Origin of the sequence: Curtobacterium sp. VKM Ac-1393 (assembly GCF_015350995.1) — a bacterium.
Taxonomy (GTDB): Bacteria; Actinomycetota; Actinomycetes; order Actinomycetales; family Microbacteriaceae; genus Curtobacterium.
In genome coordinates this window covers 452088-466426 of record NZ_JADKRW010000003.1, presented here as the reverse complement: position 1 = coordinate 466426, position 14339 = coordinate 452088, and the positions used below count along the sequence as shown (strand labels likewise).

Here is a 14339-nt window from a genome sequence, read left to right as displayed (position 1 = left end):
TGCGTCCAGAATGCGTCCCCGCGTCCGCGCGGGGGCGCATTCGTTCATCCCGACTGCTTCCGGCCCGGAAGGGCTTCGACCAACCGGTTGACGGACTTCCTGCGATCCGGGCAAAACGAATGAAGGATGATCAACTTTCTGGTGCGAACGGGCCGATCGGGTGTGACAAACCGCTCAGTAGGTGGAACGATGGACCCACCATCTCGTGCGGATCAGGGACGAGATGGTCATCCGGCAGGGCTCTCGAGACTCACCGACTCGATCGCAGCCCCGCCGGATGTCCTGTTCTCGGCTACGCGCGGAGTGCCGGGGCGATCTCTTCAGCCACGATGCGCAGGATCCGCTCGTGGGCTGCCGCGTCGCCGTTCGCCGGCAGGGTGATCACGAGTTCGTCGGTCGCGGTGACGGCGGGGTCGGCGAGCAGCGCGTCCACGATGGCCGCTGGTTCGCCGGACACGACTTTGCTGAACCGGAACGGCGGACCGGAGAGGGGCCGGCCCTCGTCGTCCATGCCGGCGGCGTACCCGGTCAGGAACTCGTCGTGCACCGCTCGGTCGTGGTCGTCGAGCAACGGGACGACGATGCGGCCGACGGCGACCTTGGAGGTGCGACCGGACGCACCGTGGAGCTCGGTGAACCGCTCGCGGTAGGCCGTGATCTGGTCGGCCTGCGCCTGGGCGAACGGGGCGCCGGTGTCCTCGGTGTTCAGGGTCGAGCAGTGCAGCAACAGGCCCTTCTCGGCCGTACGGACCGCGGTGCCCATGCTGCCGCCGCCCCACCAGACACGGTCGCGCAGGCCGGGGCTCAGGGGCTGCAGGGTCAGGTCCGCGCCAGCCGGGATGCTCTCGTAGCCCTTGCCGGCACTGCCGAGGGGCTCGCCCTGCAGTACCTCGAGCAGGCGGGAGGCGCGGGCCTCGGCCTCGTCGCGGAACGAGCGGTCGACGGCGCCGAACACCGGGTCGAGGATCGGGCCGTACCCGGCGATGCCCGTGCTGATGCCGAGCTGCACACGCCCGCCGCTGAGCAGGTCGACGGTGCTGGCGTCCTCGGCGAGGCGCACCGGGTCCTCGTAGCGCATGCCGAGCACGGCGGTGCCGAACGCGATGGTGCTGGTGCGCTGCGCGGCGGCTGCGAAGAACGTCATCGGGCTCGTCAGGAACGGCTCGAAGTGGCGGCCCCGGACCCAGCCCGTGCCGTAGCCGAGGGTCTCGGCCGCCTGGAACAGTCGGAGGCCGTCCTCGAGGGCGCTCGCTGCACCCTCCGTGCCGCCGTGGTTCGGGACGAAGGTGAGGAAGCCGAGTTCGCGCATGACGCGAGTCTATGCGCGTGTATGGAGCCGGGCCTCCCGGTCGACGCAGCCGACCATCTCGTCACCGCAGCCTGGGAGGATGGGGCCATGACCGACGTCACCGCCCTGCCCCCGCTCGTCGCCGCGATCCCGGCGGCGGTGGACGGCGCGGTCGACCCGGACGCCGTCTACGAAGCGTTCGCCGACTGGGCGGCCGAGGGCGGCCGACCGCTGTACCCGGCGCAGGACGAAGCGGTCATCGAGCTCGTCTCCGGCGCGAACGTCGTGCTGAGCACCCCGACGGGCACCGGTAAGTCGCTCGTCGCGGCCGGCGCCCACTTCGCGGCGCTCGCCGAGGGCAAGCGGAGCTACTACACGGCACCCATCAAGGCGCTCGTCTCTGAGAAGTTCTTCCAGCTGGTCGAGCTGTTCGGCGCGCAGAACGTCGGCATGGTCACCGGTGACTCGAGCGTCAACGGCGACGCCCCCATCGTCTGCTGCACCGCCGAGATCCTGGCGAACCTCGCGCTGCGCGAAGGCCCCGACGCCGACGTCGACGTCGTCGTGATGGACGAGTTCCACTTCTACGGCGACCCGGACCGCGGCTGGGCGTGGCAGGTGCCGCTGCTCGTGCTCGAGCGCGCGCAGTTCCTGCTGATGTCGGCCACCCTCGGCGACGTCACCACCATCGCCGACGACCTGTCGCGCCGGACCGGCCGGCCCACCGCCCGCGTGACCGGGGTCAGCCGACCGGTGCCGCTCGAGTACGAGTACGTGATGACGCCCGTGCAGGAGACCGTCGAGCGGCTGCTGGAGGAGGGCAAGGCGCCGATCTACATCGTGCACTTCGCCCAGGCGGCTGCGCTCGAACGGGCGCAGTCGCTGATGTCGGCGAAGGTCGCCTCACGTGAACGCCGGGACGAGATCGCCTCGGCGATCGCGGGCTTCCGCTTCAGCGCCGGCTTCGGACAGACCCTGTCCCGCCTGATCCGCGCCGGCATCGGCGTGCACCACGCCGGCATGCTGCCGAAGTACCGACGGCTCGTGGAGCAGCTCGCACAGCGCGGACTGCTGCCGGTCATCTGCGGCACCGACACCCTGGGCGTCGGCATCAACGTGCCGATCCGGTCCGTGCTGTTCACCGGGCTGACCAAGTTCGACGGCACCAAGATGCGGCAGCTGTCCGCGCGCGAGTTCCACCAGATCGCCGGCCGTGCCGGACGCGCCGGGTACGACACCGAGGGTGACGTCGTCGCCGAGGCCCCCGAGCACGACATCGAGAACGCCCGCGCGGTCGCGAAGGCCGGGGACGACCAGAAGAAGAAGAGCAAGATCAAGCGGAAGAAGGCACCGGAGGGGTTCGTGTCCTGGGGGCAGGCGTCGTTCGACCGGCTCATCGGCGCCGAACCGGAGCCGATGGTGTCGCGGATGCGGATCACGCACGCGATGGTGCTGTCGGTGGTGGCTCGCGGGGGTTCCGCGTTCGACGAGGTCCGGTCGCTGGTGTTCGACAACCACGAACCCCGTGCGCGGCAGCTCGCGATGGCCCGGCGCGCGCTCGTCATCGCCCGCACGCTCATCAACGCGCAGGTCATCGAGCGGGTGCCGGGGCCTCCGGTCACGTACCGGCTCACCGTCGACCTGCAGTCGAACTTCGCCCTCAACCAGCCGTTGTCGCCGTTCGCGCTCGCCGCGTTCGAGCTGCTCGACCCTTCCTCTCCCACCTATGCGCTGGACATGGTCTCGATCGTCGAGGCGACACTGGACGACCCGCGGGCGATCCTGTCGCAGCAGCAGTTCAAGGAGCGCGGCGAAGAGGTCGCCCGCATGAAGCGCGAGGGCATCGAGTACGAGGAGCGGATGGAGCTGCTCGAGGAGGTCACCTGGCCCAAGCCCCTCGACGAGCTGCTGACCGCGGCGTACGAGGCGTACGCGGCTGAACAGCCCTGGGTCCTCGACTTCCAGCTGTCCCCGAAGGCCGTCGTCCGCGACATGTACGAACGCGCGATGACCTTCGGCGACTTCGTGCGGTTCTACCAGCTCACCCGCTCCGAGGGGCTCGTGCTGCGGTACCTGTCCGACGCCTACCGCACCATGCGGCAGACCATCACCGAGGAACAGCGGAACCAGGAGCTCGACGACCTGATCGAGTGGCTCGGCGAGGTCGTCCGGCAGACCGACTCCTCGCTCGTCGACGAATGGGAAGCGCTGCTCAACGGCGATGTGCTGCTGGCCCTCGCCGAAGAGCAGGAGATCGCGCCGCCGCAGCCCGCACGGCTCACCGGCAACGTGCGGGCCTTCACCGTGCTCGTGCGGAACGCGCTCTTCCAGCGGGTGCTGCTCGCCGCACGGGACGACGTCGACGGCCTCGGCGCGCTCGACGCAGCAGCCGGGTTCGACGGCGACGCGTGGGACGCGGTGCTCGAGGAGTACTACGACGAGCACGACACCATCGGCACCGATGCCGAGGCACGGTCGATGTCGTACCTGGTGCTCGACCAGGCGGGGGCGACAGGGGCCGGTGCTGGTGCCGGTTCGTCGGGCCCGGCTCGTGTGTGGCGTGCACGGCAGATCTTCGCGGACCCGTCGGGCGACAAGGACTTCGGGTTCTCGGCAACGATCGACCTCGATGCCTCGGACGAAGCTGGCGAGGCCGTGGTCCGGGTCACCGAGATCGGTCGGTTCGACGGGTGGGCCGACGTGGACGTGGACTGATGCCGGCGGGGCGGGTCTGACCCTCGTGGTCAGGGGCGGACGAGGCCCTTCGCCACCAGGCTCCGGGCCGCCGCCACGATCGCCTGGTGCGGATCACGAGGCGCCCAGCCGAGCACGGTGCGGGCTCGCTCGTTCGAGGTGCGCTTGGCGTAGCCGAGGTCGGGCACCATCGCGCGGAACTGCGGCTGTGTCTCGGCCGTGGTCCGCACGACGTCGTCGGGCAGCGTCTGCGTCGGGACCGCCCGGGCGTCGTCACCGAGGTGTTCGCGCAGGGTCGCGGCGATCTCTGACATCTCGAGCGCCGGGCCGTTCGACAGCAGGAACCGCTTGCCCGCTGCATCCGGGGCGGTCGTCGCGGTGACGTGGGCGGCCGCGACGTCACGCACGTCGACGATGGGGATGAACAGCCGCGGCGTCGCGGGCATCGCCCCGGAGAGCATGGACTGCAGGATGTGGTTCGCACCGGACACCGCGTGCCCCATCGCCGGACCCATCACCGCGACCGGCAGCGTCGTGACGAGCTCCGGCGCACCGGGCTCGGACGCGACGAAGTCCCACGCAGCCCGCTCGGCAAGGGTCTTGCTCGTGCCGTAGGCATCGACCCCGGGCCCGTCGAGCACTGTCCAGTCGGCCTCGGTGAACACGTGGTCGGAGTGCGGGTGGCCCCAGCTGACCGCGTGGAAGGCCGAGGTCAGCACGACGCGATCGACTCCGGCCGTGTGTGCGGCGCGCAGCACCCGCAGCGTCCCCTCCACCGCCGGACGGATCACGGTGTCCTCGTCCTCGACGTGGCCGGGCATCACCGGCGAGGCGACGTGGTGCACGACGTCGATGTCCGCGACCGCCTGAGCCCATCCGTCATCGGACGTCAGGTCAGCGGCGACGAACTCGAGCCGGTCGTCGGCGGTCAGGCCGGCTTCGGCGAGGACCGCACGGACCGCGGGTTCCCGGTCGAGGGACCGGATCGTGGTGCGGACGCGGTGCCCGGCGTCGAGCAGCTGCAGGATCAGGTGGCCGGCGATGAAGCCGGAGCCGCCGGTGACCAGGACGTGTTCGGTGTTCTCCATGCGCCCAGCATCGTCTCGGGGTCGGATGCGGACCAGTGCCTCGGTGTTCCTGGGTCTCCGAGACCCAGGCTGACCGAGCTCGTCGGTCAGAAGAGCGTGGCCGGCGGGGTCGCCTCGGGCAGTGCGGACGGCTCGGTGACCTCGACGCCGGGCCAGCCCGGACCGTGCGGCACGTCGGTGTGGTTCTGGTAGGCGGTGGCCGCACCACGGGCGCGGACGTCTGCTGCCTCGTTCATCTCGTGGCCGACGTGCCCGCGGACCCACTCGAACGTCACCTTGCGGCCCTGCAGCTCGGCGTCGAGCTCCTTGATGATCTCGACGTTCATGACCGGCTTGCCGTCGGCCTTGCGCCAGTTCTTCCGCTTCCACCCGGCGAGCCACTCGGTGCAGGCCTTGATGGCGTACTGGCTGTCGCAGAGGATGTGCAGCGGTTCGCCGGAGTCCTTCGTGGCACGGAGGAGCTGCAGGACGGCGGTCAGCTCGCCGATGTTGTTCGTCGCTCGGGGCCATCCACCGGCTGCCCAACGGTCGTCGTCGACGTACCAGGCCCAGCCGGCGGGGCCGGGGTTGCCGAGGGCTGAGCCGTCTGCTGCGGCGACGATCGTCACGAGGGGACCTCCTGGTCGGGGCTGGTGCCCGTCGAGCGTAACGGACGGTCGAGCGGCGTCCGCACCGACGTCAGCGGCGAGCGGGATCGAGGTTCAGCGTGCTGCCCTCGAGCAACCAGTCGTCGGCGCGCGTCTCCATGTACGGGTTGAGCCACTGCACCTCGGCTGGCGTGATGCCGAACCGCTGCGCGACCGTGGTCAGCTCGTCGCCGTGCGCCACCAGGTAGTCCGCCGGACGACCGTCAGCGTCCGTGACGATGCCGTACGCCCCCGGCCGGTCCTTGCCCACGGTGATGCGCATGTCCGGGTACGGGTTCGGGATCTTCCAGTCCAGAGCACCGACGGCCAGCACCGATCCGACCCACGGGCGTTTCGACGGGTCTTCGTCCTCGACCGAGGCGGGGACGAGCACGACACTGCGCAAGTAGTCGGGGAGCGGGCCTGACTGGCCCATCGTGAACGAGGTCGGTGGGCCGGCGCCGGCATCCCACTCGACCGTGTCGCGCACCGAGCTGTCGTCGCCGTCGAGCGGGCTGGCGGTCCGGTGCCGGAACTGCAGGCTCATCGGCTGCGGGTTGGTCGTGCGGTAGCCGGACAACTGTGCGTCGAAGGTCCCCTGGTCGTTCGCGACGATCCGGACGTGGATGCTCGTGTCACCGCTCGGAGAAGTGACGTCGGTCTCCGCCGCGACCGTGCCGGTGGGCAGGACCTGCTCGACCTCGTCCGCGTCGCCGCCGATCTGTTCGGTCGTGAGCGTCGGGTCGGGAAGGGGCTCGTCGTTCCGTTCGGCCGCCTGCCTGGTCGGCTTCGGCAGTGGGTCGTCCCCGCCGAACGCCGTGCACCCCGTCAGCAACAGCGCCACCAGCGCCGTGCCGATGGCCGCGCTCGCCGCGGTTCGCCTCCGTGTCATCGTTCCCCCACGGCAGCGAGCGTATCGCCGGGGTCGGGCACGATCGACCGTCGTGACCGAACTGGTACTCGGGGCACACGGACTACCGTCCGGGGCATGAGCGACACCATTCCGGAGACCCCGGATCCCGACTCGACCGACACCGCCTACAGCCCCTCGAGTGAGCGGGAGACCGAGGCGTCGCAGGCGAACCAGCGCAGCGACGCCGAGCTCGAGGCGGACGGCATCGATCCTTCGAAGGTGATCGCGGCTCCGGGCACGGGTGGCGCGGACGACGCCGGCGACGTCGAACCCGCGCCGGGAGACCTGCACCTGCCGTGGCAGTCGGAAGAGGACCGCCGGGGTTAGCTCGCCACCCGGTCGAGTTCGCGCACGAGTTCCTCGCCGTCGGTGACGTCCCAGAAGGCGAACACCTGCGGACCGAACAGCCCGTCGAGTCCGGTGTTCGCGTAGATCCTGGCGGTCGCTCCGCCGGCGAAGAACGCCGCCGTTCCACTCGGGTCGCCGGTGTTCCACTCCACTGTGCAGTGTCGCCTGCCGCCGCTCCAGGTGACGGTGCGATCGGCGCGTCCGACGGGGACCTCTCGAGAGCCTCGGGGCGTGATGATCAGCGCGCGACGGGACGTCACGGCGTACACCGTCGTCCGCTTCCGGTGCCGCTTGACGATGAACCGGCCGAACACGAGGTGCAGTCCCATCAGCACGAACACCGACCCGAACAGCGGGAAGAAGAACGGCGCTCCGCCCCGAGTCGCCGTGATCGTCCAGAACACGGCGAAGCCGCACCAGAGGATGCTGAACGGGACGAGGAACCCGTCGCGAGCAGTGAACAGCTTCGCCGGGTCGCTCGTTCCGGCCCAGTACAGGTGCTCGTCGGGTCGGAGCTGTTCGCGGGCGGTCTGCTGAGGATCGATCACCCCTCGACAGTACGGTCCGACGCTCGCCGTGGCTGAAGAGTGCGTACCCCGCCCGGCTACGACACCGAGTCGGGGTGCGAGCCCGTCCGCTGCCCGGACTCGAGCGTCGCGATCGCCGCGAGCTCGTCGTCGCTGAGCACGAAGCCGTCGACGTCGAGGTTCGACCGGATCCGCGACGGCGTCACCGACTTCGGCAGCACCACGACCCCCTGCTGCACGTTCCACCGGACGAGCACCTGCGCCACACTCACCCCGTGGGCGTCTGCGATGCCCGTGAGGACCGGTTCCTCGATCAGCCGACCGCGCCCGAGCGGCGACCACGCTCCGGTGACGATGTCGTGCTGCTGGTGGAACGCCATGAGCTCGTGCTGGGGGAGCCACGGGTGTCGTTCGACCTGGTTCAGCGCCGGGACCTCGCCCGTCTCGTCGATGAGTCGCTGCAGGTGTGGCACCTGGAAGTTCGAGACCCCGATGCTCCGTGCCCGCCCGGAGTCGCGCAGTTCGACGAGCGCGCGCCACGTGTCGACGTAGCGGTCGTTCGCCGCTGCCGGCCAGTGGATCAGGTACAGGTCGACCGCGTCGAGCCCCAGTCGCTCGAGGCTGCCGTCGAACGCCCGCAGGGTCGCGTCGCGCCCCTGGTGGTCGTTCCACACCTTGGTCGTCACGAAGACGTCGTCACGGTCCAGCCTGGAGGCCCGGATCGCCTTGCCGACGCCGGTCTCGTTGCCGTACATCTCGGCGGTGTCGACGTGCCGGTAGCCGGCGTCGAGCGCGAGGCCGACCGCCGTCTCGGCCTCGGTGTCGTCGACCTTGTAGACGCCGAACCCGATCGCGGGGATTGCGGCGCCGTCACGGAGGGGAACTGAACTGACCATGCACCCATCCTGCCGGTGCGTGGCGGGCACGCGCCGGGCCTCCCGGCCATCTGTGGAGAACGCGAGCCGTCTGCCGGAGGCACCTTCCTTCCCATGCCGGCCGCGATCGCAAACGCAAACGGGCGTACCTGGTCAGAACTTCCGACCAGGTACGCCCGATTCGACCAGGTACGCCGAAAGCGCGCCGCTCGCGCCGTCCGGTCAGGTCGGCAGGACCACCGGCTCGGTGTCGGGGATGGGGCTGGCGTCACGGCCGCGCAGGTCGGGCAGCCAGCGCTTGGCTCCGAGTGCGACGACGACGCCCACCCCGGCCATGACCGCGCCGACCGTGAAGCCGCCGACGGGTCCGCTGCTGTCGATCAGGAAGCCGGCGACGGCGGAACCGCCGGCAGCACCGATGAGCTGGCCGGTGCCCATCCAGCCGTAGGCCTCGGCGGTGTCGGAGAACTTGACGGTGGCGGAGACCGAGCCGAACATCACCGCGAGGGCCGGCGCGATGCCGATGCCCGCGATGACGAGGGCGATGCAGAGCCACCAGAAGTTCGTGCCGCCCAGCGCGAGCGCGAGACCGACGAAGACGATCGCCATGCGCGTCCACAGGGTGTTGGGGGAGATCGGGCGGTGGCCGAAGGCCAGGCCGCCGAACAGGGACCCGACCGCGAAGACGGCCAGGACGATGCCGGCGTTCGGGCTGCCCTCGCCGAAGACGCTGGTGACGCTGGCCTCGACCGCGGCGCACGCCCCGATGAGCAGCAGCCCGGTCAGGGTGGCGACGACGACCGACGGCCGCTTCAGCACCACACCGAACGCGCGCTTCGAGCGGGGGATCCGGACGCGGCCGAGCTCGGGGGAGGCGATGAACCACGTGCCGCCGACCACCAGGAACACCATCGCGACGACGATCGCCTCGACCGTGCCGACCTGGGTGGCGACGAAGGTGGTGATGACCGGGCCGGCGACCCAGATCAGTTCTTGGGCGCTGGCGTCGAGCGAGAACAGGGGGGTGAGCTGCGACGAGGTCACCATCTTCGGGTAGATGGTGCGCACCGCGGGCTGCACGGGCGGGACCGCGAGGCCGCCGAGGAACCCGACCACCACGTAGCCCCAGAGCGGCATGGTGAAGAACGCGATGACCGCCATGCTGACGAGCGCGACGATGCTCGTCAGGATGAGGACGGGGCGCATGCCCCAGCTGCCCATCCAGCGGCTGGTGAGCGGGCCCGCCAGCGCCTGCCCGACACTCGTCGTCGCGAGGACCAGGCCCGCGGCGCCGTACGAGTCGAAGACGTGCTCGACGTGCAGCAGGTAGGCCAGCGACAGCATGCCGAACGGGAAGCGCGCGGTGAGCTGTGCGGCGATGACACGACCCACGCCGGGGGTCTTCAGGAGGGGGCCGTACGTGCTCACGAGACGAGTGTACGGACCGGACGGATCGGGGTGTCACCCGTCCGGGGGAGGTGTGGAGGAGGTCCTCGTCGACACCGTTCTCAGACACGCCGACGGGAGGTGTCGAGAACTTCCGTCCACAGCTTGTGGAGAGTGTCGGTGGTGGGTGCGAGAGTGGCGGAAAACCGGGCCTCCGGGAATCCACAGTCTGTGGATCGGGTTGTGGAAACTACAGGCGTGTAACACTTTCTCTTGTGGTCGACGGGTCCGCCGGGCACAACATGTAGTAGCGTCGTCCTCAGCACCGCACACGAACTTCGGACCTGGAATCAGGCCCAGAAACCAGGGGAGAACATGGCCGTCACCGTCTACACCAAGCCGTCCTGCGTCCAGTGCACCGCGACGTACCGGGCCCTCGACAACAAGGGCATCGAGTACGAAGTGCACGACGTCTCGACCGACGAGGCAGCCCTCGAGCACGTCAAGAGCCTGGGCTACATGCAGGCCCCCGTCGTCGTCACGGACGACGACCACTGGTCGGGCTTCCGCCCCGACAAGATCGCGACGCTCAGCGCCGAACTGGCGTAGTCGTCTCCCGTCCTGTGGACGGTCACCCCGGACCCGCTCAGGAGGCCCGGATCACCGCCCACAGGACACCCCCGGTCCGCCTGTTCCGCACCTTCACCACAGGAGCGCACCATGAGCCGATTGGTCTACTTCTCGAGCGTGTCCGGGTACACCGCGCGCTTCGTCGAGAAGCTCGGCCGCGACGCGGACCGGATCCCGCTCTACCCGAGCGAACCGTTCCTGCACGTCGACGAGCCCTACGTCCTGGTCCTGCCCACCTACGGTGGCGGCAACGGCGACGGGGCAGTCCCCAAGCAGGTCATCAGGTTCCTCAACGACGCCCACAACCGTTCGCTCATCCGCGGCGTGGTGGTGGGTGGCAACACGAACTTCGGCGAGGCGTACGGCCTCGCAGGGGACGTCATCGCGCGGAAGTGCAACGTCCCCCTTCTGTACAGGTTTGAACTCTTCGGGACCCCTGACGACGTGTCGGCGGTCAACACAGGATTGGATGCATTTTGGACGCAGCAGTTGCAGACGTCGATCTGACGTCGCCGCAGACGGGGATGGACTACCACTCCCTCAACGCGATGCTCAACCTCTACGACGCGGACGGGAACATCCAGTTCGACAAGGATCGTGAGGCCGCCAAGCAGTTCTTCCTGCAGCACGTCAACCAGAACACCGTCTTCTTCCACAACCTGAAGGAGCGGCTCGACTACCTGGTCGAGAACGAGTACTACGAACAAGCCACGATCGACATGTACTCGCTGGACTTCATCCAGCAGCTGAACGACCTGGCGTACTCGAAGAAGTTCCGGTTCCAGACGTTCCTCGGCGCGTTCAAGTACTACACGAGCTACACGCTCAAGACCTTCGACGGCAAGCGCTACCTCGAGCGCTTCGAGGACCGCGTCGTCATGACCGCCCTCGGCCTGGCACAGGGCAACGAGCAGCTCGCGATCGACCTCGTCGAGGAGATCGTCGCCGGCCGCTTCCAGCCCGCCACCCCGACGTTCCTCAACACGGCGAAGGCCCAGCGCGGCGAACTCGTCTCCTGCTTCCTGCTGCGCATCGAAGACAACATGGAGTCGATCTCGCGCGGGATCAACTCGTCGCTGCAGCTCTCGAAGCGCGGCGGCGGCGTGGCCCTGCTGCTCTCCAACATCCGCGAGGCCGGCGCCCCGATCAAGCAGATCGAGAACCAGTCCTCGGGCATCATCCCCGTGATGAAGCTGCTGGAAGACTCCTTCTCGTACGCGAACCAGCTCGGTGCGCGTCAGGGTGCCGGCGCGGTCTACCTCAGCGCCCACCACCCGGACATCATGAAGTTCCTCGACACCAAGCGCGAGAACGCCGACGAGAAGATCCGCATCAAGACGCTGTCCCTCGGCGTCGTAGTACCGGACATCACGTTCGAACTCGCGAAGAACAACGAGGACATGTACCTGTTCTCGCCGTACGACGTCGAGAAGGTCTACGGCGTCCCCTTCGGCGACGTCCCGATCTCCGAGAACTACCGCGCGATGGTCGACGACTCGCGCATCAAGAAGACGAAGATCAAGGCGCGTGACTTCTTCACGACCATCGCCGAGATCCAGTTCGAGTCGGGTTACCCGTACATCGTGTTCGAGGACACGGTGAACAAGGCCAACCCGATCAAGGGTCGGATCAACATGTCCAACCTGTGCTCGGAGATCCTGCAGGTCAACACCCCGACGACCTTCAACGAGGACCTGTCCTACAAGGAGATCGGCAAGGACATCTCCTGCAACCTCGGCTCGCTGAACATCGCGCTGACGATGGACTCGCCGGACTTCGGCAAGACCATCGAGACCGCCATCCGTGGCCTGACGTCCGTGTCGCAGATGTCGCACATCGCCTCGGTGCGTTCCGTCGAGGACGGCAACGACAAGTCGCACGCCATCGGCCTCGGCCAGATGAACCTGCACGGTTACCTGGCTCGTGAGCGCGTCTACTACGGCTCCGAAGAGGGCATCGACTTCACGAACATCTACTTCTACACGGTGCTGTTCCACGCCCTGCGCGCCTCGAACAACATCGCCATCGAGACCGGCGAGACCTTCGACGGGTTCCGCGACTCGAAGTACGCGTCGGGTGAGTTCTTCGACAAGTACACCGACCAGGCGTGGACCCCCGCGACCGCTCGTGTCGCCTCGCTCTTCGACAACGCGAACATCACGATCCCGACCCAGGACGACTGGAAGGCGCTGAAGGCGTCCGTTCAGGAGCACGGCATCTACAACCAGAACCTGCAGGCCGTCCCGCCGACCGGTTCGATCTCGTACATCAACCACTCGACGTCGTCGATCCACCCGATCGCGTCGAAGATCGAGATCCGCAAGGAAGGCAAGCTCGGCCGCGTCTACTACCCGGCGCCGTTCATGACGAACGACAACCTGGACTACTACCAGGACGCGTACGAGATCGGTGCCGAGAAGATCATCGACACGTACGCCGCGGCGACGCAGCACGTGGACCAGGGCCTGTCCCTGACGCTGTTCTTCAAGGACACCGCCACCACGCGTGACATCAACAAGGCCCAGATCTACGCATGGCGCAAGGGCATCAAGACGATCTACTACATCCGTCTGCGCCAGCTCGCCCTCGAGGGCACCGAGGTCGAGGGCTGCGTCAGCTGCATGCTGTAGAGCTGCTGCTCTCTTCCTGGAGGCGCGGGGCGGGCCCCGCCCCGCGCCTCCAGCCCGTCATCAGATCACCATCTCGAATCCGGAAGACAATCCCATGACCCTCACCGACCCGGTCCACGCCACGGGCAAGTCCATCCCGCTGATCAGTGCGGTCAGTGCCATCAACTGGAACCGCATTCAGGACGACAAGGACGTCGAGGTCTGGAACCGGCTGGTCAACAACTTCTGGCTGCCCGAGAAGGTGCCGCTGTCGAACGACGTGCAGTCGTGGAACACGCTGACGCCGGCGGAACAGCAGCTCACCATGCGGGTCTTCACCGGCCTGACGCTGCTCGACACCATCCAGGGAACCGTCGGCGCGATCAGCCTGATCCCCGACGCGATCACCCCGCACGAAGAAGCCGTCTACACGAACATCGCGTTCATGGAATCGGTGCACGCGAAGAGCTACTCGTCGATCTTCTCGACGCTGGCCTCGACGCCCGAGATCGACGACGCCTTCCGCTGGTCCACCGAGAACGTGAACCTGCAGAAGAAGGCCCAAATCGTCCTTGACTACTACACCGGTGACGACCCCCTGAAGCGCAAGGTCGCCTCGACGCTGCTCGAGTCGTTCCTGTTCTACTCCGGCTTCTACCTGCCGATGTACTGGTCCTCGCGCGCGAAGCTCACCAACACCGCCGACCTGATCCGCCTGATCATCCGCGACGAAGCCGTCCACGGGTACTACATCGGGTACAAGTTCCAGAAGGGCCTCGAGGGCGCTTCCGAAGAGCGCAAGCAGGAGATCAAGGACTACACGTTCAACCTGCTGTTCGAGCTCTACGAGAACGAGGTGCAGTACACGCAGGACCTCTACGACCAGGTCGGGCTGACCGAGGACGTCAAGAAGTTCCTGCACTACAACGCCAACAAGGCGCTGATGAACCTGGGCTACGAGCCGATGTTCCCCAAGGAGACGACGGACGTGAACCCGGCGATCCTGTCGGCCCTGTCGCCCAACGCGGACGAGAACCACGACTTCTTCTCGGGGTCAGGGTCGTCGTATGTCATCGGCAAGGCGGAGAAGACCGAGGACGAGGACTGGGACTTCTGATCCTGGTCTGACTCGTGGGGACGCCCCGCTGGCTTCTGCCGGCGGGGCGTCGTCGTTCGCCGGACCGCACTGACGTGTCCGGTCAGCGGGTGGCGGTGGTCGGCGCGGACTCGACGAGGGCGGCGACCTCCTTGGGCCGTGTGTTCTGGTCGTCCATCGAATGCACCCTCGGTCGAGTCCGAGTTCCCCTCGGGGCGATTGGACGGCGCTGCCATCCGGGGCCCGCCCGCAGGCGACG

The 14339-nt window shown here is 68.1% G+C and carries 13 protein-coding genes; 6 read left to right on the top strand and 7 right to left on the bottom strand.

Annotated features, from left to right (window positions below; all coding sequences use genetic code 11):
* Positions 1 to 292: 292 nt before the first annotated feature.
* Positions 293 to 1309: an LLM class flavin-dependent oxidoreductase gene (locus ITJ59_RS09365; protein WP_194650829.1), complete on the bottom strand. Its 1017-nt coding sequence runs from the start codon at positions 1307 to 1309 to the stop codon at positions 293 to 295.
* Between the two features lie 87 nt (positions 1310 to 1396).
* Between ITJ59_RS09365 and ITJ59_RS09360 the strand changes: the two genes are divergently transcribed.
* Positions 1397 to 4003, top strand: a complete 2607-nt coding sequence (locus ITJ59_RS09360) for a DEAD/DEAH box helicase (RefSeq protein ID WP_194650828.1) — start codon at positions 1397 to 1399, stop codon at positions 4001 to 4003.
* A gap of 29 nt (positions 4004 to 4032) precedes the next feature.
* Here the strand turns inward: ITJ59_RS09360 and ITJ59_RS09355 are convergent, their stop codons facing one another.
* The 3 genes from ITJ59_RS09355 to ITJ59_RS09345 all read right to left on the bottom strand — a co-directional run bounded on the left by ITJ59_RS09355 (position 4033) and on the right by ITJ59_RS09345 (position 6588).
* On the bottom strand, positions 4033 to 5070 hold the full coding sequence (locus ITJ59_RS09355; protein ID WP_194650827.1) for an NAD-dependent epimerase/dehydratase family protein: 1038 nt from the start codon (positions 5068 to 5070) through the stop codon (positions 4033 to 4035).
* 86 nt (positions 5071 to 5156) lie between these two features.
* The gene (locus tag ITJ59_RS09350; protein WP_123294960.1) at positions 5157 to 5678 is read right to left on the bottom strand and encodes a ribonuclease H family protein; all 522 of its coding nucleotides are present in this window, start codon (positions 5676 to 5678) and stop codon (positions 5157 to 5159) included.
* 70 nt (positions 5679 to 5748) lie between these two features.
* The gene (locus ITJ59_RS09345) at positions 5749 to 6588 is read right to left on the bottom strand and encodes a LysM peptidoglycan-binding domain-containing protein (RefSeq protein WP_194650826.1); all 840 of its coding nucleotides are present in this window, start codon (positions 6586 to 6588) and stop codon (positions 5749 to 5751) included.
* Between the two features lie 96 nt (positions 6589 to 6684).
* Between ITJ59_RS09345 and ITJ59_RS09340 the strand changes: the two genes are divergently transcribed.
* The gene (locus ITJ59_RS09340) at positions 6685 to 6936 is read left to right on the top strand and encodes a hypothetical protein (protein WP_194650825.1); all 252 of its coding nucleotides are present in this window, start codon (positions 6685 to 6687) and stop codon (positions 6934 to 6936) included.
* Here ITJ59_RS09340 and ITJ59_RS09335 read toward each other — a convergent pair.
* The 3 genes from ITJ59_RS09335 to ITJ59_RS09325 form a co-directional block, all read right to left on the bottom strand.
* Complete coding sequence (locus ITJ59_RS09335) at positions 6933 to 7505, bottom strand: hypothetical protein (RefSeq protein ID WP_194650824.1); 573 nt, start codon at positions 7503 to 7505, stop codon at positions 6933 to 6935. The genes ITJ59_RS09340 and ITJ59_RS09335 overlap by 4 nt on opposite strands.
* A gap of 56 nt (positions 7506 to 7561) precedes the next feature.
* Positions 7562 to 8380 (bottom strand): aldo/keto reductase, encoded by an 819-nt coding sequence (locus ITJ59_RS09330; RefSeq protein ID WP_194650823.1) that lies wholly within the window; start codon positions 8378 to 8380, stop codon positions 7562 to 7564.
* Positions 8381 to 8581: 201 nt separating this feature from the next.
* Positions 8582 to 9787: an MFS transporter gene (locus ITJ59_RS09325; protein WP_194650822.1), complete on the bottom strand. Its 1206-nt coding sequence runs from the start codon at positions 9785 to 9787 to the stop codon at positions 8582 to 8584.
* Positions 9788 to 10120: 333 nt separating this feature from the next.
* On the opposite strand from ITJ59_RS09325, the gene nrdH reads away from it, so the two are divergent.
* From nrdH to nrdF, 4 genes are all read left to right on the top strand, one after another.
* Positions 10121 to 10354 (top strand): glutaredoxin-like protein NrdH, encoded by a 234-nt coding sequence (gene nrdH, locus ITJ59_RS09320; RefSeq protein ID WP_017886897.1) that lies wholly within the window; start codon positions 10121 to 10123, stop codon positions 10352 to 10354.
* A 111-nt stretch (positions 10355 to 10465) separates the two neighbouring features.
* Positions 10466 to 10882 carry a class Ib ribonucleoside-diphosphate reductase assembly flavoprotein NrdI gene (gene nrdI, locus ITJ59_RS09315; RefSeq protein ID WP_194650821.1) on the top strand — a complete coding sequence of 139 codons (417 nt, stop codon included), beginning with the start codon at positions 10466 to 10468 and terminating at the stop codon, positions 10880 to 10882.
* 17 nt (positions 10883 to 10899) lie between these two features.
* A complete protein-coding gene (nrdE, locus tag ITJ59_RS09310) occupies positions 10900 to 13005 on the top strand; it encodes a class 1b ribonucleoside-diphosphate reductase subunit alpha (RefSeq protein ID WP_194650820.1) in 2106 nt (701 codons plus the stop codon).
* Positions 13006 to 13099: 94 nt separating this feature from the next.
* On the top strand, positions 13100 to 14101 hold the full coding sequence (nrdF, locus tag ITJ59_RS09305; protein ID WP_110892181.1) for a class 1b ribonucleoside-diphosphate reductase subunit beta: 1002 nt from the start codon (positions 13100 to 13102) through the stop codon (positions 14099 to 14101).
* Positions 14102 to 14339: the final 238 nt, after the last annotated feature.